The organism is Roseobacter sp. (assembly GCF_039970775.1).
In the GTDB taxonomy this organism is placed as follows: Bacteria; Pseudomonadota; Alphaproteobacteria; order Rhodobacterales; family Rhodobacteraceae; genus Roseobacter.
This window is the reverse complement of sequence record NZ_JBDVLG010000027.1, coordinates 110,842-134,448: the sequence shown is the minus strand read 5'-3', so window position 1 is coordinate 134,448 and position 23,607 is coordinate 110,842. Positions and strand designations below refer to the sequence as shown.

22 protein-coding genes are annotated in these 23,607 nt (G+C 59.1%); 15 read left to right on the top strand and 7 right to left on the bottom strand.

The features are described 5' to 3' along the window. Nucleotides 1-141: 141 nt before the first annotated feature. The 3 genes from ABJH13_RS06765 (at nt 142) to der (ending at nt 3,761) form a co-directional block, all read left to right on the top strand. Entirely contained in the window at nt 142-819 is a 678-nt protein-coding gene (locus ABJH13_RS06765) for a hypothetical protein (protein WP_348405458.1), read from the top strand. Between the two features lie 63 nt (nt 820-882). Beyond that, entirely contained in the window at nt 883-2,232 is a 1,350-nt protein-coding gene (locus ABJH13_RS06760; protein ID WP_348405457.1) for a PQQ-binding-like beta-propeller repeat protein, read from the top strand. A gap of 50 nt (nt 2,233-2,282) precedes the next feature. Then, entirely contained in the window at nt 2,283-3,761 is a 1,479-nt protein-coding gene (gene der / locus ABJH13_RS06755; protein ID WP_348405456.1) for a ribosome biogenesis GTPase Der, read from the top strand. A 2-nt stretch (nt 3,762-3,763) separates the two neighbouring features. Here der and ABJH13_RS06750 read toward each other — a convergent pair whose 3' ends face one another. Then, nucleotides 3,764-4,483 carry a TspO/MBR family protein gene (locus ABJH13_RS06750; RefSeq protein WP_348405455.1) on the bottom strand — a complete coding sequence of 240 codons (720 nt, stop codon included), beginning with the start codon at nt 4,481-4,483 and terminating at the stop codon, nt 3,764-3,766. Between the two features lie 112 nt (nt 4,484-4,595). On the opposite strand from ABJH13_RS06750, the gene ABJH13_RS06745 reads away from it, so the two are divergent. Continuing rightward, nucleotides 4,596-5,744 (top strand): DUF2235 domain-containing protein, encoded by a 1,149-nt coding sequence (locus ABJH13_RS06745; protein WP_348405454.1) that lies wholly within the window; start codon nt 4,596-4,598, stop codon nt 5,742-5,744. Nucleotides 5,745-5,777: 33 nt separating this feature from the next. Next, nucleotides 5,778-6,269, top strand: a complete 492-nt coding sequence (locus tag ABJH13_RS06740) for a hypothetical protein (protein ID WP_348405453.1) — start codon at nt 5,778-5,780, stop codon at nt 6,267-6,269. On the opposite strand, the gene ABJH13_RS06735 is transcribed toward ABJH13_RS06740, so the two are convergent. Genes ABJH13_RS06735 through ABJH13_RS06725 form a run of 3 tightly spaced genes read right to left on the bottom strand, consistent with a single transcriptional unit; the run spans nt 6,270 to nt 8,988 of the window. Then, nucleotides 6,270-6,836, bottom strand: coding sequence for a hypothetical protein (locus ABJH13_RS06735; RefSeq protein ID WP_348405452.1), 567 nt, complete (start codon nt 6,834-6,836; stop codon nt 6,270-6,272). It abuts the gene before it with no gap. After that, nucleotides 6,836-7,411: a TadE/TadG family type IV pilus assembly protein gene (locus ABJH13_RS06730; protein ID WP_348405451.1), complete on the bottom strand. Its 576-nt coding sequence runs from the start codon at nt 7,409-7,411 to the stop codon at nt 6,836-6,838. The genes ABJH13_RS06735 and ABJH13_RS06730 overlap by 1 nt, the downstream gene beginning before the upstream one ends. After that, nucleotides 7,408-8,988, bottom strand: a complete 1,581-nt coding sequence (locus ABJH13_RS06725) for a TadE/TadG family type IV pilus assembly protein (RefSeq protein WP_348405450.1) — start codon at nt 8,986-8,988, stop codon at nt 7,408-7,410. Before ABJH13_RS06725 ends, ABJH13_RS06730 begins: the two co-directional genes overlap by 4 nt. 353 nt (nt 8,989-9,341) lie before the next feature. On the opposite strand from ABJH13_RS06725, the gene ABJH13_RS06720 reads away from it, so the two are divergent. The 10 genes from ABJH13_RS06720 to ribD all read left to right on the top strand — a co-directional run bounded on the left by ABJH13_RS06720 (nt 9,342) and on the right by ribD (nt 19,045). Next, nucleotides 9,342-10,727, top strand: a complete 1,386-nt coding sequence (locus ABJH13_RS06720) for a Glu/Leu/Phe/Val dehydrogenase (protein WP_348405468.1) — start codon at nt 9,342-9,344, stop codon at nt 10,725-10,727. Nucleotides 10,728-10,814: 87 nt separating this feature from the next. Beyond that, nucleotides 10,815-11,396 carry a DUF6151 family protein gene (locus ABJH13_RS06715; RefSeq protein WP_348405449.1) on the top strand — a complete coding sequence of 194 codons (582 nt, stop codon included), beginning with the start codon at nt 10,815-10,817 and terminating at the stop codon, nt 11,394-11,396. A gap of 128 nt (nt 11,397-11,524) precedes the next feature. Beyond that, on the top strand, nt 11,525-11,827 hold the full coding sequence (locus tag ABJH13_RS06710) for a hypothetical protein (RefSeq protein ID WP_348405448.1): 303 nt from the start codon (nt 11,525-11,527) through the stop codon (nt 11,825-11,827). 70 nt (nt 11,828-11,897) lie between these two features. Continuing rightward, on the top strand, nt 11,898-13,859 hold the full coding sequence (gene dnaG, locus ABJH13_RS06705; RefSeq protein ID WP_348405447.1) for a DNA primase: 1,962 nt from the start codon (nt 11,898-11,900) through the stop codon (nt 13,857-13,859). Nucleotides 13,860-14,087: 228 nt separating this feature from the next. Beyond that, entirely contained in the window at nt 14,088-16,070 is a 1,983-nt protein-coding gene (rpoD, locus tag ABJH13_RS06700) for an RNA polymerase sigma factor RpoD (protein ID WP_348405446.1), read from the top strand. Next, nucleotides 16,067-16,510, top strand: a complete 444-nt coding sequence (locus tag ABJH13_RS06695) for a hypothetical protein (RefSeq protein ID WP_348405445.1) — start codon at nt 16,067-16,069, stop codon at nt 16,508-16,510. Before rpoD ends, ABJH13_RS06695 begins: the two co-directional genes overlap by 4 nt. 142 nt (nt 16,511-16,652) lie before the next feature. Beyond that, nucleotides 16,653-16,931, top strand: a complete 279-nt coding sequence (locus tag ABJH13_RS06690; protein ID WP_348405444.1) for an HlyU family transcriptional regulator — start codon at nt 16,653-16,655, stop codon at nt 16,929-16,931. Then, a complete protein-coding gene (locus ABJH13_RS06685; protein WP_348405443.1) occupies nt 16,928-17,350 on the top strand; it encodes a secondary thiamine-phosphate synthase enzyme YjbQ in 423 nt (140 codons plus the stop codon). The genes ABJH13_RS06690 and ABJH13_RS06685 overlap by 4 nt, the downstream gene beginning before the upstream one ends. Before the next feature lie 130 nt (nt 17,351-17,480). Beyond that, the gene (nrdR, locus tag ABJH13_RS06680) at nt 17,481-17,948 is read left to right on the top strand and encodes a transcriptional regulator NrdR (RefSeq protein ID WP_348405442.1); all 468 of its coding nucleotides are present in this window, start codon (nt 17,481-17,483) and stop codon (nt 17,946-17,948) included. Then, nucleotides 17,945-19,045: a bifunctional diaminohydroxyphosphoribosylaminopyrimidine deaminase/5-amino-6-(5-phosphoribosylamino)uracil reductase RibD gene (gene ribD / locus ABJH13_RS06675; RefSeq protein ID WP_348405441.1), complete on the top strand. Its 1,101-nt coding sequence runs from the start codon at nt 17,945-17,947 to the stop codon at nt 19,043-19,045. The genes nrdR and ribD overlap by 4 nt, the downstream gene beginning before the upstream one ends. Here ribD and ABJH13_RS06670 read toward each other — a convergent pair. The 3 genes from ABJH13_RS06670 to ABJH13_RS06660 form a co-directional block, all read right to left on the bottom strand. Next, on the bottom strand, nt 19,042-21,042 hold the full coding sequence (locus ABJH13_RS06670) for a capsular polysaccharide biosynthesis protein (RefSeq protein WP_348405440.1): 2,001 nt from the start codon (nt 21,040-21,042) through the stop codon (nt 19,042-19,044). The genes ribD and ABJH13_RS06670 overlap by 4 nt on opposite strands. 8 nt (nt 21,043-21,050) lie before the next feature. After that, nucleotides 21,051-22,184: a polysaccharide biosynthesis/export family protein gene (locus tag ABJH13_RS06665; RefSeq protein ID WP_348405439.1), complete on the bottom strand. Its 1,134-nt coding sequence runs from the start codon at nt 22,182-22,184 to the stop codon at nt 21,051-21,053. 115 nt (nt 22,185-22,299) lie between these two features. Further along, nucleotides 22,300-23,598 (bottom strand): capsular biosynthesis protein, encoded by a 1,299-nt coding sequence (locus tag ABJH13_RS06660; RefSeq protein ID WP_348405438.1) that lies wholly within the window; start codon nt 23,596-23,598, stop codon nt 22,300-22,302. Nucleotides 23,599-23,607: the final 9 nt, after the last annotated feature.

The following is a 23,607-nucleotide window of genomic DNA, read 5'->3' as shown; positions in this document are numbered from 1 at the left end:
CGGCCTCACTAAACTGTTCAGTTCAAATTAGTAATTTATGCGGCTTATGGCAATGGTCGACTGTGTTGTCGGTGACGCCGGGCCTTGGCTTGCCCCGGTTGCCGCGTTAAGAGGGGCCAACGTCCAACCCGGCAGGTATTTATGAGCGACACAGAAAGTTTCATCGACGAAGTCAATGATGAGGTCCGCCGCGACCGTCTGTACGGCTATCTACGCCGCTATGGGTGGATCGGGCTTCTTGCTGTGGTCTTGATCGTCGCGGGGGCTGCGTGGTCTGAATATCGCAAAGCGTCGATGCGCGCCGATGCGCAGGCGTTGGGCGACGGTGTGCTAAGTGCACTGAGCCAACCCGACCCCCAAGACCGGTCAGCGGCTCTGGCCACACTCGAGGCCGGCACCCCAAAGGCGCAGGCGTTGGTGGCCTTGTTGACCGCTGCCGCCGCACAAGAGGCCGGCGACACGGCGACCGCAGTTGACGCGCTGAATGCCGTTGCGATCGACCCGGATGTCGATGCGATCTACCGCCAAATCGCGAGCTTCAAGGCGCTGACGTTGCAATCTGAGACGTTGGATGCCGCGACCCGCCGCCAGCAGTTTTCGGCGCTGGCAACGACGGGCACACCGCTGGGCCTATTGGCGCAAGAACAATTGGCGCTGATCGACGTGGCCGAAGGTGACACCCAAGCCGCCATCGACGGGTACCAAGCGATTCTTCGGGATGCGAGCGTGACCTCGGACTTGCAACAGCGTGCCTTACAGGTGATTGTGTCGCTGGGAGGCGCACCCGATCTGGATAATCTGCCGCTTTCGGGGAATTGATCCTACGGACTTGGCATCAGAGGGCGGCGCAGTGGACGACGGTATAGGTAAAGCGAGCAAGGCATGACGCAATTTCACAAAACCCCATTCCGGGGCAAGGTCACCTTTGCAGTGCTGGCAGCGGCCGCCTTACTGACCGCATGTACAGAACCTGACACGATTTTACCGGGAAAACGCGAGAACATTCGCTCTGTTATCTCGGATGCAGACGCGGGCGCATTGTCCGCCGAAACCCAAGACGCATCGCGCGCCATTTCACTGCCTGCCGTTCAAAACAACAGCGACTGGACCCAAGGCACAGGGTCACCGGATTTCCGCGTGTCGCACCCCGCTTTGGGCACCGCATTGCAACCCGTGTGGTCGGCGAACATCGGCGCGGGCGATGGCCGCAAAGAGCGGATTACCGCAGACCCTGTCGTGGCCGGTGGGCTGATCTATACCTTGGACGCGCAGACCTTGGTGACCGCCACGTCAACCAATGGCGATACCGTCTGGCGCAGCGATGTGTCTTCGGACAACGACGATGCCGGGGCCGCGACCGGCGGTGGGCTAACCTACAAAGACGGGCGGCTTTTTGTGTCGCTGGGCTATGGCGCGTTGGTCGCGCTGGATGCGAAAACGGGCGCTGAAATCTGGCACCAAGACCTAGAAGGGACGGGGTCAGGCCGACCTGCGGCCTTTGGCGACTTGGTGTATGCGACGTCGGGCGATGATACGGGATGGGCCTTGCGGGCCGAAGACGGCCGCATCGAATGGCAACTGAGCGCATCCCCCGATATCAATAACATCCTGGGTGGCCCCGCGCCCGCGATTTCAGGTGATTTGGCGGTTTTTGCCTTTGGGTCCGGCGAGGTCCAGGCGGTGTTTCGCCGAGGCGGATTGCGCCGCTGGGACGCATCGGCCTTGGGGCAACGGTTCGCGCGAGCCTTGGGCACGGTTGGCGATGTAACAGGCGCGCCGGTGATCGCGGGCAATCGGGTCTATGTGGGCAACCAATCGGGGCGGATTGTGGCGCTGAACCTCGGGTCTGGCGCGCGCGAATGGACAGCGCGTGAAGGCGCCGTGGGACCTGCCTTGCCCGTCGGAGACAGCCTGTTCGTGCTGTCCGACTTGGGTGAATTGCTGCGGATCAACGCCGCCGATGGCACCCGCGTATGGGGCACGCCGTTGCCGAACTTTGTGAAAAAACGCCCCCGTCGCCGCGCCGAAATCTTTGCCCATCACGGGCCTATTTTGGCTGGGGGGCGCATTTATGTGGCCTCTAACGATGGCGAATTGCGTGCGTTTGACCCGGCCAGCGGGGCCTTGTTGAGCACGGTCGATATCCCCGGTGGGGCGACCACGGCACCGGTTGTGGCGGGGGGCGTCCTGTACGTTGTATCGTCAAAAGGGCAATTGCACGCTTTTCGTTGACGCCCATGTAGGGTAAAGCGCCCCTTTATCCCGGTCTTCGGAGCCCAGTCATGTCTTTTACCCTCGCCATTGTGGGGCGGCCCAATGTGGGCAAATCCACCTTGTTCAACCGTTTGGTGGGCAAGCGTCTGGCGCTTGTCGATGACCAGCCCGGTGTGACGCGCGACCTACGCGAAGGTGCCGCGCGTCTGGCCGACCTGCGGTTTACCGTGATTGATACCGCGGGCCTTGAAGAGGTCACCGACGACAGCCTGCAAGGCCGGATGCGGCGGTTGACCGAACGCGCGGTGGATATGGCCGATATCTGTTTGTTTATGGTCGATGCGCGCGTCGGGATTACGCCGTCTGATTTGGTGTTTGCCGATATCCTGCGTAAACGGTCGGCGCATGTGATCCTTGCGGCCAACAAGGGCGAAGGCTCTGCGGCGGATGCGGGCGTGATCGAGGCCTATTCGCTGGGCTTGGGCGAACCCATTCGGTTGTCGGCCGAACATGGTGAGGGGCTGAACGATCTCTATACCCACCTGATGCCGCTGGCTGATGAATTTGCCGAACGTGCCCGCGATGACGCTCCCGAAACGGATGTTGCGCTGGATGAAGACGATGGCGACATGGAAGCCGCCTTTCAGATGCCCACCGCCAAAAAGCCGTTGCAGGTGGCGGTCGTTGGGCGCCCCAATGCGGGGAAATCCACGCTGATTAACCAGATCTTAGGCGAAGATCGTCTGTTAACGGGCCCCGAGGCTGGGATCACCCGCGATGCGATTTCGTTGCGCACAGATTGGCAGGGGCCGGATGACGTGACCCTGCCCATGCGTATTTTTGACACGGCGGGCATGCGCAAAAAGGCGAAAGTTCAGGAGAAGCTCGAAAAGCTATCGGTGGGTGATGGTCTGCGGGCGGTGAAGTTTGCCGAGGTCGTTGTGGTGCTGCTGGACGCAGAGATCCCGTTTGAGCAGCAAGATTTGCGTATCGCGGATTTGGCCGAACGTGAAGGTCGCGCGGTGGTGATCGCGGTGAACAAATGGGACGTCGAAGAGGACAGACAGGCCAAACTAAAAGAGCTCAAAGAGAGCTTTGAGCGGTTGCTGCCGCAGTTGCGCGGCGCGCCTCTTATCACGGTGTCGGCCAAGACGGGGCGGGGCCTTGACCGGCTGCACGCGGCGATTTTGCGCGCCTATGAAGTCTGGAACAGGCGGGTGACAACGGCCCAGTTGAACCGCTGGCTGGCTGGTATGGTCGAGGCGCACCCGCCCCCCGCGCCGCAAGGCAAACGGATCAAACTGCGCTATATGACCCAAGCCAAAACGCGCCCACCCGGGTTTGTGGTGATGTGTAGCCACCCCGACAAAGTGCCAGAAAGCTATAGCCGATATTTGGTGAATGGTCTGCGGTTGGATTTCGACATGCCGGGCACACCGATTCGGTTGTGGATGCGCGGGCAAAACGATGCGAACCCCTATAAGGGGCGCAAAAAAGCACCGCCGTCGAAATTGCGCAAACACACAGACGGGCGACGCAAGGACTGACCCTAGGGTAAGGGGCGTTCTGCGCGCCATGCTTTGAAGGTTGGCCGGGCCAATGCGATGGCGCCGCCGCCGGCCAAGGCTGCTACTACAGGATCGCCGGACAGGTTGTGCACGACGATCGCGACCAGCGCCCAGATTGCGGCGATGCCGTATGTGGGCGCGCGACGAAGCGTGGATTGCACCCCCGACGACAGCACGAGAGCCGCAAAGATGAACACCATCGCGGCGGTGTTCTGCGCCAGCAGTCCGTGACCTGCGGTGATCAGCCCCAATGACACGCAGCTCGCAGCGCTGAGCCACCCCGCATAAAAGCCCAGCGGGTACGCCGCCCATGCGCGGTCTTGGACCGGGGCGCGGTAAAGCGCGACAAGCGCGCTAACCAACATCGCCCAGATCAACACCGTGGCCCAGAGCGGGCTATGCGCGGCCACAGCCAACCAGATAGCGCCGATGGCAAGTGATACGCACAGCGGTTTGCGCATAGGCTGCCAGTCGGGGTCATGGGCGCGGCGCAACACGCCAAACCCCATCCCAAGGATCAGCCACAGATAAATGACCCCCCATATGGCAAACGCGTAACCCGCTGGTTGCACGGGCGGGTTCACCTGTGGGATCGGGAATTGGTCTGCGTCAAAGCCGTTGAAGTCGGCAACAAGCAGCGGTGAGACGGCGAATGCGAGCGTCAGCGCCAAGGTCACAATGGCAAGGCGGGGTGAAGACATGCGACCTGTCCTTTTTTAGTGCACCGCAGGCGAGCTTCGCCCCAGCGCGCGATGGGTTAATAAGATGCGATGCCTCTCCATGCCATGTCTAGGGCGAAAAGGGGAATGGCAAATGGCTCATATCGCGATATTCTGTGACGGCACGTGGAGCTCGGTGAACAGTGGCCCAAAGACCCATGTTTTGCGCCTGTCAGAGGCATGCGACCGCAGTGACCAACAAAAGATCATGTACTTTGAAGGCGTTGGCGCGGGCACCGGGCGCACCGGCGCATTTGGCCGGTGGGTCGACAAACTGGGCGGCGGGCTGTTTGGATGGGGCCTCAACCGGAACATCTTGGGGGCGTATCAGGCGCTATGCCGCAGCTACCAACCGGGCGACAAGATCGTGATCTTTGGGTTTTCGCGGGGGGCCTACACGGCGCGGTCCTTGGTTGGCCTGATCCGCAAATGTGGCATTCTTGCGGATCCAACGGCATCCAACTTGCGCCGCGCGTTTCGATTGTATCGGCGGCGCGGGGCGGAAAATTCCCCAGATGCGCCGCATATACGGGCCGCGCGCAGGGTTTTGTCGCCCAGATACGCCACCAGTCAGAGTGATGTGATGGCGCGCGGGGATGACAGTTGTCTGGTGCGCATCGCGTATCTGGGCGTCTGGGATACGGTCGGCGCGCTTGGCATTCCGTCCAGTCTGTTGGGGCGTGTGGCCGATTGGTGGAACACGCGGTATGAATTTCACGATACAAGCCTGTCGCACCTGGTGGAAGCGGCCCGCCATGCGGTTGCGTTGGACGAGCGCCGCAAAACCTATGCGCCCAGCCTGTGGGACAACCTTGATAATACGGACGGGCAGGCCGGTCTGAATGGGGCCGATCAGCGTGGCGATCGGCCCTATCAACAGACATGGTTCATTGGGGATCATGCGATTGTTGGGGGCTCCGCCGAGACCCGCGCCTTGACGGAATTGACGTTGAATTGGGTTTGGCAGGGGGCGATGGCACAAGGTTTGCAGTTGAAACCCGGCACGGCGATCCCGCAGGTGGCGGTGGATGCCGCCGCGCCCACCTCGGAGATTGACGACTATGGTTGGGTCTACAGGGTGTGGCCAAACCTATTGCAGTGGCGCGATGGACCGGGCCGGGTGCAGGACCTTGATGGCAGTGTCCGTGTGCGATTGGCGGCGCGATCAGAGTACCGCCCCGGCAGTCTGAACCAGATGGGGTCTGCGTTGACACGGGTGGACGATAGGCCCGGCGCAGGGTAGGACGCCCCAACCCAAACCAAAAGGCGCCCAATCATGCACGATGCAAACGAAACCGAAGTGTTGGCGACCGTGCAAGCCTCTGCCGGCCGGCGGCTGATGGGGATCGGGTTGTTGGCGTTTTTGGGGGTGTTGGTCATCTACGTGGCTTTCACCAGTCCACCCAGCGTGGGGTGGCAGGTGTTTTTGATCGCACTGGGGGTGATCGCATTGGCTGTGGCGGATGCGATGCGCCGGTCGACGGCGCATGTGCTGGAACTGACCCGCACAGAATTGCGTGACAGCGGCGGCGTGGTGATTGCCAAGGTCGACAACATGGTGGGCATTGATCGCGGGACTTTTGCGTTTAAGCCGTCCAACGGGTTTTTGTTGCAGCTGCACGAGGTGAATGGTGCGCGCACATGGCGGCCGGGCCTGTGGTGGCGGGTTGGGCGGCGGGTTGGCGTGGGGGGCATGACGCCCGGGCGCCAGACCAAATATATGGCAGAGATGATCGCAGTGATGCTGGCGGACCGTGCCGAGACCTGATTACGCGTCGCTGTCCCAAGTGTTCACGCCGCTGCTGCGGTGGCGGGTAAAGATGAAATTCTGGATGTCGTGATCATTGATGCCCACGCTGAACGGCGCGGCATAGCGCGACCAGGTTTCGACCACGGTGATGGATTCGTCGTCGGGCATGATCGGAAGCCGTTCGTCCCAACCTTGCACTTCGGCTTCTGTGGCGCTTTCGATATTGCCAATAGATCCTGACCAGTTGCGCAGGTAGAGATCGTTGTCCGCGTCATAGCGCACCGAAGTCACCCGGATGCTAGAGGGTTCTGCCGACCGGGCCAGACTGTCGAAAAGATTGCGCGTCCCGCTGAGGTAAGTGGGCCCAATCGCGCGGTCTTCGCGCGAGATCATATCGCCAATGGTGTAGGCCGCTTTTTGATTGATGCTATGTTGGCGGTAGGCGTCGAAAATGACCACCACCGCCATGAAGGCCCAAAAAAGGATTGGGGCTATGATCACTGTCTCTAACGTAACATTGCCATGTTCGCGACGTGCAAACCGGTGCAATCCCCGGCGGATATGCGTTTGAGAGGTTTTCCCCATCAGACCGGTTCCTGTACGAAGGCCGACATTGATATCATCGAAACCTGCCCCGCGCCGTCTTTTTCGAAGGCGCGCCCAAGGCCTGTTGTGGGGAAGACGGGGTCAAATTTCACACACGCCCGGAGCATCATCAGTTCGTGTTCCGCGCCATTGGTGAAACCTCGTGGCGGGTTCACGGCTTGGGAGACGTCGACGCAATCGGTATCCTCCGACAAGCCCACATAGTTGAAAGGGTCGATGGCGACCATTTCAAGGCGCAATGTGGTGTCGCAATTGTTTGCGGACCCGGTGTTGAGAAACCCGGAATTGTCGCAGATCATCTGTTTTACGGTGTCGTGATCCAAGTCCACTTCGCCGTTGTTGTCGAGATCAACGCCTGTGTTTAGCCGGATCACGCGCACGGTCATATCTAGCCCGCGGTCTAGGAACATTTGCCGCATGGAATAGATGCCAAATTCGACTGATGCCAAAAACAGGCTAAAGATCACCGGCACGATGATCGCAAATTCGATGAGCATATGGCCTTCGTCGTCTTTGGTGAAACGCTTGAGGCGGTGCGCGATACGTTGGATCATTGGGTCAATCTCAGTTCATTGATCTGGCGCGCGATTGTCGAGAACGCCGCGGCGATTTGGTCGGGGCCACTGGCGTTGAAAAAATGACTGTCGCTGGAGGCGCAATCTTTCATCTGGTTTTGCGCTTGGGTGGGGGCTTCAAACGCGATGGTGTAGATTACGATATTGCGGTCGGCATGTTTGGCCAAGTCGCATTGAGCTTCGAAAAACGTGATGTTTTCGGCGTAGGTCGTAAGGATGTCACGACTACCCCAATTGTGTGACCTGACGGATGTGGTTGTGTTTTCTGGGGCGTTGTAATCTGGGGGGCGGAACTGCTGTGTGATGTTTCCGTCGGTCATCAACACGATGTATTTGACGGTTTCGGTGTCATCAAAGGCGCTGGGTCTGTTGGCAAACTCAGGCGAGACAAGGCCAACTGATGCCCCTGACATTTCGTTGAACAGGTATTGAACCGCAGGGTTCAGCAAGGCCAACCCCCACTTCATACCATAGGGTGTTCCGGTGCCGTCATACATGGGGCTGCCTTCGATGCGGCGCTTGAGCTCGGTTGCATTGTTGGAGGCATAGAGGATGTCTGTGATGTCTTCGGGGCACCAGCCAAAGCCGATCTCGTTTACGCCGACGCCATATTCATTGGTAACACGTTCGGCGCTTTGGCCGGCGGCGGCCTCTTCGTCGCTGAGGCTGTAATAAAGCGGGTTATTTGGATTTGACCAACCATCGAAATAGGGCGTTTGTTCGTAGGGCCTGACGGGTAGATCGTCACGCGCAAAGGCGCCGTCTGCGAATTCGAGGCAGGAGGACGTGTTCGGGTAGACATATCGCAAGGTTGGGTCAGATCCGACGCCCCCGGTTTCACCGTCAGCCAATTGCACGTGGCTGTAGATTTCGGGGATGCCCCCATCGGCTTGATCAAGGGCTGTGGCGCTGTAGCGTGTGCCGCCAAGTCTGTTGAACATCCAAGGGCCCGGATTAACCTGACCCGCGTAGGGGACCAGGTTAATTGATGTCGCTTGCTGTGCGGACCCTGCCAAAACAATATCGATGAACGCCTTGGCGGCAAAATGCAGGTTTTCGATCCTGGAATTGGACGCCATGGACTGTGAATAATCAAGCACGAGCGATATTTCGACGTTGGGCACATCTTCGATGGCTTGGCTGTAGGCGGGCACAGGCAGCGTATCTACGCCCAGCAGCGACATGAATTGCGTGTCTGACCGCATGAATGCTTCGGCGGTGACATTGCGCGAACCGATCGACACATCAGGGTTCACCGCCACCAAAAATTCGCTCAGGCCGGTTTTGTTAAAGTAATCTTCTACAACGTCCGTCGCGGGGCGCGTCTGATCAAGGTCGGCGGCGGCCAACACGGCCCTGTCGATAGTGTTTTGCAGCGTTGTCCGGCGCATTTCATTTTGCATCAGGTCGACACCGATGCCCGCGACCATAAGCATGAGCAGCATCATAACGATGGAAAAAAGAGTGATCACACCGTCTTCATTGCGCGCAAAATGCACCAAAAGCGGCTGCGACGCACAGGGGTCACCCGGTTTTTCCAATGATGTAGACGTCATGTTCATACCAACTGTGCGAGCCAGGCAGCGGCAAGTGCTGCAATAAATTAGCGCGAACTGTGTCATATCTTTATGACCAAAAGCAGGCGCACCCTCTCGATTGCCTCGAAAAGTCGCGAAAATTTAACGGAAATGCAGGATATTAGAGGGCAGATACGTAATGTCAGATCATGGGTTTTCGCGTCACCGGCGTTGTTTTCACGGGATGTTTATATTTCGCCCAAAAAACTGGCAAATAGCGACCTACCCGCATAGGGTGAAATGGCATCAGATGCAGAACACTCATTGTCAGCAGGAGAAAGACATTGAACCAACACAGTGCAGAGCCGGGTTTTAGAGACAGCGTTGATCAGATGGTTAACCGCGCCATAGGTCTGATGGATTTGTCACCGGGGCTGGAGGAAAAGATCAGGGTTTGCAATGCGACCTATACTGTGCGGTTTGGCGTGCGGCTGCGCGGGCAAATCCATACGTTTACGGGGTATCGGTCGGTGCATTCGGAGCACATGGAACCTGTAAAAGGCGGGATCCGGTTTTCGATGGGGGTGAGCCAAGATGAGGTCGAGGCGCTCGCGGCGTTGATGACCTATAAATGCGCGCTCGTTGAGGCCCCGTTTGGAGGGTCCAAAGGGGGGTTGTGCATCGATCCACGGGCCTGGGATGAGCATGAACTGGAACAAATCACCCGCCGTTTTGCCTATGAGCTGATCAAACGTGACCTGATCAACCCGTCTCAGAACGTGCCAGCCCCCGATATGGGCACCGGCGAACGCGAGATGGCCTGGATCGCGGATCAATATAAACGCATGCATACCACCGATATTAATGGCAACGCCTGTGTGACGGGTAAGCCCATTAACGCAGGAGGCATCGCCGGCCGGGTCGAGGCGACGGGGCGCGGTGTGCAATATGCATTGCGCGCGTTCTTCCGCGATCAGGAAGGGCTGAAAAAGGCCGGGATCAGCGGTAATCTGGATGGCAAACGCGTCATTGTGCAGGGCTTGGGGAATGTGGGGTATCATGCCGCGAAATTCCTGCGCGACGAGGACGGCAGCATCATCACCGGCATCATCGAACGGGACGGTGCCTTGTTTAACCCTGCGGGGCTGGACGTCGAAGAGATCCGCACATGGATCGCAGAGCATGGCGGCCTTGCGGGCTATGCCGACAGTAATTTTGTCAAAGATGGTGCGGTGCTTTTGGAAGAAGACTGCGATATTTTGATCCCTGCCGCGCTTGAGGGGGTGATCAATCTGCAAAATGCGGACCGGATCAAAGCGCCGTTGATCATTGAGGCGGCGAACGGCCCGGTCACTGCGGGAGCCGACGAGATCTTGCGCAACAAGGGGGTCGTGATGATCCCCGATATGTATGCCAACGCAGGGGGGGTGACGGTCAGCTATTTTGAATGGGTCAAAAACCTCAGCCATATTCGGTTCGGTCGGATGGGGCGTCGCCAAGAGGAATCGCGCCACGAGTTGATTGTCAACGAACTGGAACGTTTGTCGAGCGACAAGGGTTTTAACTGGGAGCTCAGCCCTGACTTCAAACAGAAATATCTGCGCGGGGCTGGCGAATTGGAATTGGTGCGTTCGGGATTAGACGACACCATGCGGATCGCCTACGATTCTATGGCGAACGTCTGGCACGGGCGCGATGATGTGCATGATCTGCGCACCGCCGCCTATTTGGTGTCGATCGGCAAAGTGGCGGCCAGCTATCAAGCGAAAGGCTTGTGACCCAGACCGACGTGCCGTAGCCTTATTGCCAGACAGTCATGACCGCACCGGGTGGTCATGACTGCAGTTTGGTTTGGGGGAGGGCATATGGCTGATGTCGCGTTTTCTTGTGCATGCGGCACTTTGCAGGGCGTGGTGCGTGATGCGGCGCCTGCGAAGTGTTGCCACTTGATCTGCTATTGTTCTGACTGTCGGGCCTTTGCGCGCCACATGGGGCAGCTAGATGCGCTGGAACCGGGGGGCGGTAGTCCTTTGGTTCAGGTGTTGCCTGCGCAGGTCGATATCACCCAAGGGGCTGATCAGATCGCGTGTTTGCGGCTGTCGCCCAAGGGATTGAACCGTTGGTACGCGGCGTGCTGCAATACGCCGCTGGCTAATACGCCCAGTACGTCAAAGATACCCTTTGCGGGTATGTGGCGGCCGCTTTTTGAAACGCACGCGCCCTTTGGCAAGGTCACAACCTTTGGGTTCACCAAGATGGCGCGGCCGGGTGGTGCGCGCAAAGACAAAGGTTTGGCGCGGATGTTGGGCGGCATTTTGAAACGCACGTTGTCCGCCTACCTGAATGGTACGGCGCGCCAAAACCCGTTTTTTGATGCCACTGGTGCGCCGGTCAGCCCCCCGCATGTGATCAGCGCCGAAGATCGCACTGCGGCATATCGCGAATAACCCCATTATCTTGGGTCAAACGGCGGTTCTGCGCGTCTTATCAGGTCAAAGGGGGCAAACGGGCTATGGCCGCGGGCGCCGTGCGCGGGTAAACATGCACCATGTGACTAACAAGTGGAGAGTACATCATGTTGCGTCTTATTACAGCGGTGGCTTTCGTTGTGGCAGCCCTGCCTGCGATGGCCCAAAGCGAAAAAGAGCTAAGCTGCGGCTATCAGGCAGACGTCGTATCGGCGGTCCGCGAGGCCAGACTAGACCGCGTGCGCGAACGCAAGGTCGAAGAGACCGTTTTGGCGGGAACCCCAAGTTGGCCCGAGAAATTCAACAACGCGATACCGTTGGTCACCCCGTGGATCTATGAGATGTCGCGCAAAGAGGTGCGTAACACGGATTTGGCGGCGGTTTGGAAAGACGCGTGTTTGGCGCAATAGCCGCCAGTTGGCCAAGGATTGGGTGTAAAGGCGGCTAGACTCTGGCCGCCGCCAGACGGATACTTGCACCATGAGCTTACCACCCGGATTTTTGGACGAATTGCGCACGCGGCTGAGCCTGACCTCTGTGGTGGGGCGCAAGGTGATATGGGACGCGCGTAAATCCAATCAGGCCAAGGGCGACATGTGGGCGCCATGCCCGTTCCATCAGGAAAAATCTGCCAGTTTTCACGTGGATGACCGCAAAGGGTTTTATTACTGCTTTGGGTGTCACGCCAAGGGCGATGCGATTTCGTTTGTGCGTGAGACGGAAAATGTGGGTTTCATGGAGGCGGTGGAGATTTTGGCGCGCGAATCCGGGATGCAGATGCCCGCGCGCGACCCGCAAGCCCAGCAAAAGGCCGATAAACGCACCGAATTGGCCGATGTCATGGAACTCGCGGTCAAGTTCTTTCGCCTGCAGTTGAATACAGGTGCTGCGACGGCGGCGCGGGGCTATCTGGACCGGCGGGGCCTTGATGCCGCCACCTTGGACCGATGGGAAATCGGCTTTGCTGCGGACCAATGGCAGGGCCTTTGGGACCACCTTAAGGCCAAGAACGTCGACGACCAGTTGATTTTGGGTGCGGGGTTGGCGAAACCGTCGTCCAAGGGGGGCAAACCCTACGATACCTTCCGGGGCCGGATTATGTACCCCATTCGCGATGCGCGCGGGCGGGCGATCGCCTTTGGTGGGCGCGCGATGGACCCAAACGACAACGCCAAATACCTCAATTCCCCCGAGACCGAATTGTTTGATAAAGGGCGCAGCCTCTATAATCAGGGGCCCGCGCGCACGGCAGCGGGCAAGGGGCACCCCCTGATTGTAGCCGAAGGGTATATGGATGTGATCGCGCTTGCGTCGGCGGGGTTTGAGGCGGCGGTGGCGCCTTTGGGCACGGCGATCACGGAAAACCAGTTGCAGATGTTGTGGCGGATCGCGCCTGAACCGATTGTGGCGCTGGATGGCGATACCGCAGGGTTACGTGCGGCGCTGCGGTTGATTGATCTGGCGTTGCCGTTGCTTGAGGCAGGGCGGTCGTTGCGGTTCGCGATGATGCCGCCGGGCAAGGACCCGGATGATTTATTGCGCGAACAGGGTGCGCCGGCCCTGCAAAAGCTGCTCGACGAGGCGATGCCCATGGTGCGCCTGCTGTGGCAGCGTGAAACCGAAGGCAAAGTGTTCGATAGCCCAGAACGCAAAGCCGCGTTGGACAAGACGTTGCGCGACAAGATCACCCTGATCAAAGATCCGTCTATCCGCAGCCATTATGGCCAAGATATCAAGGACCTGCGGTGGCAATTGTTTCGCCCGCAACGGGGCTCGAAACCGCAAGGCAGGAAGTCTGGCGGGGGCGCGTGGCATAGTGCGCCGGCGGCGGCACTGTCGACCACGAAGGCGTCGATGTTGGCGCAGTCCGAGGACGCCCGCACCACCGAACATTTGCGCGAAGCCGTTATTTTGGCGGTGCTGGTCACATGCCCACAGATCATAGAAAAGTTCGAGGGGGGGATCGAACAGATGCGGTGTGTTGACCCAGATCACGCGCAGATACGGGCGCTGATTTTGCGTCACATCGGGGCGGATCGTGATGCGCTGCGCGGGCAGATTATGGATGCGATGGGGCCGTATGCTCTTGAAAACATCCTGATGCAGCGCCATGTGTCGTTGGTGCCGTGCATCCGCAACCCTGACGATCTGGAAAACGCAAAGCTGACAGTTGCTGACAATTTACAGCGCCTCGACACAGCGCATCGTTTGGATGCGGGCACGCGAGAATTTGAAGAGGACATTTTCAGCGACGAAACTGAGAGCGGTACCTGGAGTGTGGTGGAGGCGGCGAAGGCCGTCGATCAGGCGCTCAGGAGCGGGCAGGAAGATAACGCGGAATATGATGTCGCCGACAATGGGGCCGTCTTGAGCCGGGATGAACGGCGGCGGTTGGACGACCTGCTAGGGCAGATCAAGATTGAAAGATCCGGCAAGTCATAGTCAATAGCGGGTGGATTGGGCCGCATCTTTGCGAATCGGTTTGTGACGATGTGGCGTTTTGAAGTGCGGTGTGGCGTGTGAAAACACCACAAACCGGTCGGTTAACCATATTTGAACGGGAAACCGCGAGAAAAAGACGGTAAACGGGTGGCCGAATCGCCCAAAACCACTAGATGATTCCCTAGTGATTCGGGCAAGCGAATCGACGAGACGCGTGAGGAGCAGTGTATGGCGGCCAAAGACAGCAACACCGAATCAAAATCTGATGATCAGGAAACAGGCCACACGCTCGATATGAGCCAGGCCGCCGTCAAAAAGATGATCGGTGAGGCGCGTGAAAAGGGCTATATCACCTACGATCAGCTGAACACCGTTTTGCCGCCTGATCAGGTGAGCTCGGAGCAGATCGAAGACGTGATGTCGATGTTGTCTGAGATGGGCATCAACATCATCGAAGACGAAGACGCCGAGGAAGAAGAGAACAAAGGCTCGACCGAGCTGGCGACCACCGAAGGTACCCGTGAGGTCACGCTTGGGTCTGGCACCTCTGAAAAGTTGGACCGGACGGACGACCCGGTGCGGATGTACCTGCGCGAGATGGGCTCTGTCGAGCTATTGTCGCGCGAGGGTGAGATTGCGATCGCCAAGCGCATTGAAGCTGGCCGCAATACGATGATCGCGGGGCTCTGCGAGAGCCCGCTGACCTTTCAGGCGATCACCATCTGGCGCGACGAATTGCTGTCTGAAGATATTTTGTTGCGTGATGTCATCGACCTAGAAGCCACATTTGGCAATCAGCTAGATGAAGAGGGCTCTGTGGACGAGCCCGTAGTGGCCGCAGATGGCGCGGCCGAGAAAAAGGAAGACACGGGCCCCGAGCTCGATGCTGATGGCAACCCAATTGCCCAAGACGATGACGATGACGAAGACGAGCAGGCCAACATGTCGCTGGCCGCGATGGAAGCCGCGCTGAAGCCACAGGTGCTTGAGGCGTTGGATACGATCGCGGATGATTACGTCAAGCTGAGCGAAATGCAGGACAGCCGGATTTCGGCGACCCTGAACGAAGACGGCAGTTTCAGCAAAGCCGACGAGGCGCTGTACCAACAGCTGCGGTCCGAGATCGTGTTGTTGGTGAACGATCTGCACCTGCACAACAACCGTATTGAGGCGTTGATTGACCAGCTTTACGGCATCAACCGTCGTATCATGCAAATCGACAGTGCCATTGTGAAACTGGCGGATCAGGCGCGGATCAACCGGCGCGAATTCGTCGGTGAATACCGTGGCTATGAGCTCGATCCGAACTGGATGGAGCGGATGGCTGAAAAGCCGGGCCGTGGCTGGCAGATGTTCATTGAACGGTCAGCTGAAAAAGTCGAAGAATTGCGCACCGATATGGCGCAGGTCGGACAATACGTTGGTCTGGATATTTCGGAATTCCGCCGCATTGTGCAGCAGGTTCAAAAGGGCGAAAAAGAAGCCCGGCAGGCCAAGAAAGAAATGGTCGAAGCGAACCTGCGTTTGGTCATTTCGATTGCGAAAAAATACACCAACCGTGGGCTGCAGTTCCTTGATCTTATTCAGGAAGGTAACATTGGCCTCATGAAGGCGGTGGATAAGTTCGAATACCGTCGCGGGTACAAATTCTCGACCTATGCGACGTGGTGGATCCGTCAAGCGATCACGCGGTCTATCGCGGATCAGGCGCGCACCATTCGTATTCCGGTGCACATGATCGAGACGATCAACAAGCTGGTGCGGACCGGTCGTCAGATGCTGCACGAGATCGGCCGCGAGCCGACGCCCGAAGAATTGGCCGAAAAGCTGCAGATGCCGCTTGAGAAGGTGCGCAAGGTGATGAAAATCGCCAAGGAGCCCATTTCCCTTGAGACACCGATTGGCGACGAAGAAGATAGCCAGTTGGGTGATTTCATTGAGGACAAGAATGCCGTGCTGCCGTTGGACAGTGCCATTCAGGAAAACCTCAAGGAAACAACAACACGCGTTTTGGCCTCGCTTACGCCGCGTGAAGAGCGTGTGCTGCGTATGCGGTTCGGGATCGGGATGAACACTGACCATACTCTCGAAGAGGTCGGTCAGCAGTTTAGTGTGACCCGTGAACGTATCCGCCAGATCGAGGCAAAAGCATTGCGCAAGCTCAAGCATCCTAGCCGGTCACGCAAACTGCGGAGCTTCTTGGATCAGTGAAGGGTCGTCGGGAGCTCAACCTTAAAGCAGCTCAACGACGATCTCGGCAACAAAAACCCGTGCCTTTTGTGCTTCCTGTCATTTCAGGGGGCCTTGCAGCGCTGGTATTGTCCCCTTTTGTGGCCTACGGGTTTTCGCTCCAGTATTTTGCCGCTGCATTTGATGCTGAAGATTGGCGATTGGAAGCTGATTTTTTCTTTCGGTTGTCCGGTGTGGTTTTGGGGCTGGGGTTCGGAGCATTGATGATGGCTCTGGGTTTTTCTGTGGCTGTTGATTGCCGTAAAAAGACAATGAGGTCCCGGCGACGGTTTTCGTTTGGACGACTGTTTGAATGCGTATTTGCGTTGCTGTTGATCGGTTTTGGATTGTGGTTTCTTCAAGTGTCAATTGACGCATGGGGCACGGCAACGGGGATTATCCGGGAGGCACTTGATAGCTAATTTGCCCTTTGTTGTGTCCGTTATCACAACGAGATGCGCGAGGGTCGCTGTCTTTTCTGTCTAGATCGAAAGCCTTGGCTATCTCACCTTTCCACAGAACACTCAGCGAGTTAAATTAGCTTTGAGCGAATGGAGGGCGGATATGTCAATTTTCAAAAAACTGTTCGGTGGTGGGGCTGAGGCCAGCGCGCCAGAGGCGCCGGTGGAAACGTATCAAGGGTTTCGGGTTACGGCGACGCCGGTTGCGGAAGGCAACACGTACCGGGTTTCGGCATTGATCGAAAAGGACGTGGATGGAGAGCCGCGCAGCCACCAGTTGATCCGCGCGGACACGATCCAAGGTCTAGAAGACGCGCAGGCCGCTTGTTTCCGCAAAGCCAAACAGGTGATCGACGAACAGGGCGAAAGGCTCTTTCGGTGAGCGGCAGCCAAACGGCTGAGATCACCATAAGCACCCATGGCCAAGGCCTCTATGAGTTCACAGATCAAATCCCACGGCTTGACGGTTCTGGGGTGCTCACGCTGTTCATCCGCCACACATCGGCCAGTCTGGTGATCCAGGAAAACGCCGACCCAGAGGTGCAGACCGATCTGGCCCATTTCTTTGCACGCCTCGTGCCGCCCGCGAACGACCCTTCGATGTCCTATCTGACCCACACCTACGAAGGCCCCGATGATATGCCGGCCCATATCAAGGCGGCCCTTTTGCCGACGCATCTGTCGATCCCCGTGGTGGATGGGCAGATGGCATTGGGTACTTGGCAGGGGATTTACGTCTTTGAACATCGCGACAGATCGCATCGGCGCAGCATCGCGATGTCGTTTCTGTGTGGCAGCTAAGCACCGCGGGAACTACCACATGCGGGGCGGGCATTTCTGCTCTACCCAAAACCTAGGCATTTGCCTATAAGTGTGGATAAGTTGGGCGCCGATCCAACAAAAGAGGCGGATAAAAAGAAGGGAACGGCCCATGCGCTGCCCATTTTGCGGAAATATTGACACGCAGGTCAAAGACAGCCGACCCGCCGAAGATCACGTCTCGATCCGGCGGCGCAGGTTTTGCCCGGCCTGCGGCGGGCGGTTCACCACCTATGAACGGGTGCAGCTGCGCGACCTTGTTGTGATCAAATCCAATGGCAAACGCGAAGATTTTGACCGCGATAAATTGGAACGCTCGATCCGGATTTCGATGCAAAAGCGCCCGATTGACCCAGAACGCATTGATCAGATGATCTCTGGCATTGTGCGGCGTCTGGAAAGCATGGGCGAAACAGACATTCCATCGACGACGATCGGCGAGATCGTGATGGAAGCCCTGGCACGGATCGATACCGTTGCGTATGTGCGATTTGCCAGCGTTTACAAGAACTTTCAGGCGGCGGATGATTTTGATAAATTCGTCAGCGAACTGCGCCCCGACGTCCCGTCGGACGAGTGAACGTCGACACGCGATACATGGCAATGGCGCTGTCTTTGGGGCGGCGTGGCTGGGGGCGGACATGGCCTAACCCGGCGGTTGGCTGTGTGATTGTTAACGGTGGCCGTGTGGTTGGACGGGGGTGGACACAACCCGGTGGCCGCCCACACGCAGAACCACTGGCGTTGGCGCAGGCGGCTGATCGCGCGCGCGGCGCCGATGTTTACGTCACGCTGGAACCCTGTGCGCACCACGGCCAAACACCCCCCTGCGCTCAGGCGTTGATTGACGCAGGCGTCGCGCGTGTTGTGATTGCCGCACAAGACCCAGACCCACGGGTGAACGGGCGGGGCCAACAGATGTTGCGCGATGCGGGTATTGCCGTTGAAACCGGGGTGCTCGAAAGCCGTGCGCTAGATGACAACGCGGGATTTTTTGCACGGGTGGAATTGGACCGCCCCTTTGTGACGCTTAAGTTAGCCAGCAGTTTTGACGGCCGGATCGCCACGGGCACGGGCGAAAGCAAATGGATCACCGGGCCCGACGCGCGCCGGTTTGTACATGCGCTGCGCGCGCGCCATGACGCGGTGATGGTGGGCGGCGGGACGGCGCGCAAAGACGATCCAAGCCTGACGGTGCGTGATCTAGGGGTGGCGTCGCAACCGGCGCGCGTGGTCGTGAGCCGCCGATTAGATCTGCCGTTGCTGAGCACGCTGGCGCGGACCGCCAAAGACACGCCTGTGATCGTCTGCCACGGCCATGATGCCGATGCGACGTTGATCAAGACGTGGCAAGATTTGGGCGCGACGCTTTTGCCTTGCGCGGCAACTGGCGGGCAGTTGGATGCGCGCGATATACTGCGACAGTTGGCAATGCACGGGCTGACGCGGGTGTTCTGCGAAGGCGGCAGTGCATTGGCCGCGAGCCTGATCGAGGCCGATCTCGTGGATGTGCTGGTTGGGTTTACCGCAGGCGTGGTTATCGGCGCCGAAGGCCTGCCATCGGTCGGTGCCTTGGGGGTCAACCGTTTGGCGCAGGCCGCCCGGTTTGATCTGGTCCAGAGCCATCCTGTGGGTGGCGATGTCGCGCATATCTGGCGCCGGGGCATGCAGGGTTAACGTCGCCATAGGTGCGCATGACCCGCCACCATCCCTTGCAATTTTGCCAACACGCGATTGCCCGCAGACCGTCGGGGCAGCTCCCCGGTGACCAGCCGCCGCACGGCGACTTCGACGGGGCAGGCCCCCCCTGTCAGCGGGTCGATATAGCGTGGATAGTCGATTAAACATGCATGCACCAACCCCGCCAGCGTCGGGGTGGCCACACGTCGCTCAGGCACCGCGCCTAGGTCCGTTGTCAGGCCCCAGCCTGCGTAAAACGGCGCGCCCAAGGTGGTTACAGAGACCCCGCGCAAGAGCGCCTCAAACCCCAACAACGACGTCATCGTCCAGACCTCTTGCACCTGATCCAGCAGGGCAGACACCTCTGCGTGCGCGGCGATATAATCGGCCAATTCGCTGCCATCACAGGCACCGGGGCGCAGGTCTGCTTCGACGTCTGGGTGGGGCTTGTAGATCAATCGCGCTGTTGGGTTTGCCGCACGGGTGGCGCGCAGCAGGTCGAGATTGCTGCGCGTGGTCGTGGTGCCCGTGGTGATCGACGCGTCGTCTTCGACCTGACCCACAACCAAAATGCGGTGCCCTTCAGGAAGCGCGGCGATGTCGCCATCAAGGTTGTATTTGCTGATCTTTTGATCGACCAACACCTTGATCAGCGCGCGGCTGCGGGCCTCTTGGTCGGGGCGCAACACGGTGCGATCTATGATCAATCGTTCAAGGCGGCTGGGGTGAGTGGGGTCGTAGTAGATGCCCAAATCATCCAACACCAATGACATCGGCGCAACCAGATCCGCCCCAAGTCCGCGCGACCGGATGAACCCATCTTCGACGTTGATAGCGCCGCTATGGCTTTGGCCGGCGCGGCTGGCCCAGACCATGTGCGGGCGGTTTGTGGCCGCCGCGCGCGCGGGGTCATCGAGGAAACGCACTGGTGTTTGGCGGCCAAAGATCCGTTGCATGGGGGTGCGTTTCCAGTGCCGTATGCCCGATGCGACCCACCCGCGATGGTCTTCGCGCCACGCGCGGGCCTCGGCGGCGGCGGTTTCGACCGCTGTGGTCAGGTCGCACAGCTGATCTTGGAACGGATCGTACCATTTGGGGTAAAGGATCATCGCGGCTGCAAACAGTTGCGCGCGGGTCAGGGTGCGTTGTCGCCGTTGCACGGGAAATTCGTCGTGGGTCAGGCCCCAACCGGCATAGAAAGGCTGGCCAAAGACGCGCGGTTTATGGCCTGCATAGATCGCCTCGAACCCCAGCTGCGACGACACGGTGTAGACGCCAATCGCGCCTTCAAACAGGGTCCACGGGCTGATGCGATCAGAGATAAAGCTGATCCGGTCAGACAGGTCGTTGGGGTCGAAATACCCCGCCCGGAACCCGGCGACCGTTTCGGGGTGGGTTTTGACCACGATGCGCGCGCCGGGGTGTTCGTCTTGGGCGACAAACAGCATTTCCAAAAAGCGGTTTCTGTTGCCGCCACAGGCCGTGACCGACGCATCACCGCGCGTTTGATCCAACACCAACACATATCCGGGGGGCGGGGCGGCGCGCGTGGGATCAACGGCGCTGAATTTTGTGAGGTGTGCGTCTTTGATGCGGGCGATGGCCCCGCGCGCCTGGTCCAACAGGGCCGTGTCATCCAGCGGATGTGTGCTAAGCAGTGTTTCAAGGTCCGAGGGAACGGCGGGGTCGTAGTGCACGCCTGTGTGGTCAATCAGCAGCCCCAGCGGGGGTTCTTTGACACGGCCGGGATGCAGCGACCGCAGCCACGCGTCTTCGATACGCACGACCTTGGCGTTGCGGCGCGCGGCGATGGTTTCACCCCGACGCGCGGTGGGGCGCATCCCCCAGACGCCCACGAGACCGTCAGATTTGGGTAGGCCAAGGGTCACGCGGTACCCGCTTAGGTGCAGGATACGGCGGACGCGGGTTTGGGTCAGGAAACCACCGTTATAGACAAACAGGTGACGGGGCGTTGGGGCGCGCGGTGGGCCCATCCGCGCCGTCAGTTCGCCAGTTGGTCGATCGAGGCCGCAGGGCTCACCAAGGACCCAAACACCGCCGAAACCGCTTTGTTCCACTGGGCAAGGGGCGCTTCGGTGACGTATAACGTATCGCTGTCGCGGATCACAAAGTCACGCGCAATGAACAGCCCGTTGGGTTTGGTCAGGTCCAGCAGATAGATCATGCGCTGCGCCCCGATCAGGTCGTCACGGCCCAGGACCTCGCCTGCTACCACTGCGGGTTCGTTGCGAAACACAAACACACCCGTTGCGTCGGATGTGGCGGAGACAAGGCCGCCCACCTGTGCGATGGCTTCAAGCGCCGACAGGTTTTGCGATTGGAACGCCACGCGGGCCTGTGTGCCGGTGGCCCCCAACGCGGTAAAAGACCGGGTGTCTTCTTCGACCAAAATGCGGTCGCCGCCGCGCAAGGCGATATCAAGTTCGGGGTGGTTATAGAGGTCTTGAAACCAGATACGGCTGCGTGCGCCGCCCCTGATCACGGTGATTTGGGCGATTTCGGGTTCGATGGTCACGCCCCCGGCGCTGGCCAACATGGTTGATAGTGTCCGGGTGGGTCGTTCGATAGGGTAGACACCTTGGCCGCCGACCGCACCTGTTAGCGACACGGTCGACCCGTCTCCCGCTTGGCGGCGGACCTCAACCTGAGGGTCAGGGGTTTGTTCGCCCAGCCGCGTGCTGATGATGCGGCGGATCGCTTCGGGTGAATTGCCTGCTGCGCGAATGCGGCCCGCGTAGGGGACAAAAATAAATCCATCGCCGTCCACCTGAACCGATTCAAGCAAGGTGGCGTTGCTGGTGGCCCCCGCCAGCAACCCGTCATCGACGTTTTCCCATATGGTCAGGCCCAGAATGTCGCCGGGGCGGATGGTGTCTGACCCAATCGGCGGGGCGGCAATGAACTCTCGTGAAAACCCAAGCGCAGGCACAACGGCAATCGCACGGGTCACACGGTCATTGACGGTGACCACAAATGCGTCGCCCTGTTTTTGCACAGACCCTTCGTAGATCTGGCGTTTGTTTGGCCCAACGTGGGGCAAACCGCAGCCCACAAGCACAGCCAAAGCTGTCACAAGGGCAATGGGGCGCACCCACCGAAAACCGGAAGTTGTCACTGCACGGTCTCCTCGACCTATTCGAAATCTGCCTCAGCGTGCCGGGTTTGCCCCGGCTATCGCGGTCAGACTAACGGTATTTGGATGGAAAATCCAGCCTGCGCAGATCGTTGTCTTAGCGCACCAGCGTTAACTGTTGCGGATCAGTCGCGCTGGCCTTGAGGTTGATCTGGTAGGGGCCACGGGCAGACAGCATCTGATCCACCACACCGCGCAACAATTGTGTGCGCCCACGGCTGGCATAAAAACTGCCCGGCAGCTGGCTGGTTTGCAGCAAAAACTGCCGAAAATCACGGTAGGCGTCGTGGTCGGGGCGCGCGGGGTTGGCAAAGAACGCAGCCAGCGGTTGGTCCGAAATCAGGCCGGGTTTATTATAAATGGCGGTGCCAAATGGCCTGAGCGGAATTCCGCGCCACAGAGCTTGTTGGCCTGCGGTGGAATTCACCGTGGTGGCGCTTCGGGCCTCGGCCAGAATGCCTGCCAATTTGCCGCCGCGCAAATAATGGACGCGATCGGCGGTGCCTGCTGCGCGCGCCAGCCGCCGGATGTCGCGCCGCACCGGAGTGCGCCCGTCTTCCAACGGGTGCGCTTTGAACACCAGATGGTGGTGGGCCGGGGCACCTTTGGCAAACTGGGTGATCACCAGATCCAGAAATGCGGTTTGGGTGTCAAAGGGGCTGTGGGCCTGAAAGGCGCTATCGTGATCCAGTTGCAACAGCGCCAGATGATAGGGGAACCCGCCCCGTTTGATTCGGTAGGTGGCAGCCCGGCGTTCTGCGGCCTGCAACGGCATGAAAACGAGCCGTCGCAAATAAAGCCGGAATTCCTGCGCCACGCCGAGGGCACGATGAGGTTGAAATTGCCGATACCGTTGGTTCAGCAGCATCACAAAGCCATGATACAGCGCGCCGTAAAACACATGGTGTCGCATGTCGCCCCAATGGCACGGTGGAATGGCGGCGTCGGTGGTGGCATCGGCTTGTGCGGCGCGGATTGTGGTCAGCGGCATGTCCATCAGGGGCGAATGTCCGTTGGAGCCATCGCGTTCGTAGGTCACCCAGTAGGGACGCAGATAGCCTTCCTCAAAGACATGTATGCGGATGTTGCGTGCCCGCGCCTGCATGATGGCCGCCGCATGCATCCAGCGTGTGTCGCCGTAAAGGACGATATCGGTGATGGATTTTTCATCAAGAACCGCTGTTAGTGTCGCTTCCCAGCTGTCTTGCGGGGCACGGTACGCGATATAGGTGCGCCGGTTGGGCCAAAATATACGGTCGCCCATGTTGAACCCGATGCGCCAGACCGCAGCGCCGGTGTTTTGCAGCTTTTGCCCCAATTGGTAGAAAAACGGCCCGTGCGGTCCTTGTAAAAACAAAAAGGTGCGGTCGGAGCCCTGGGCACGGTTTTTGGTCAAGTTTGTTTT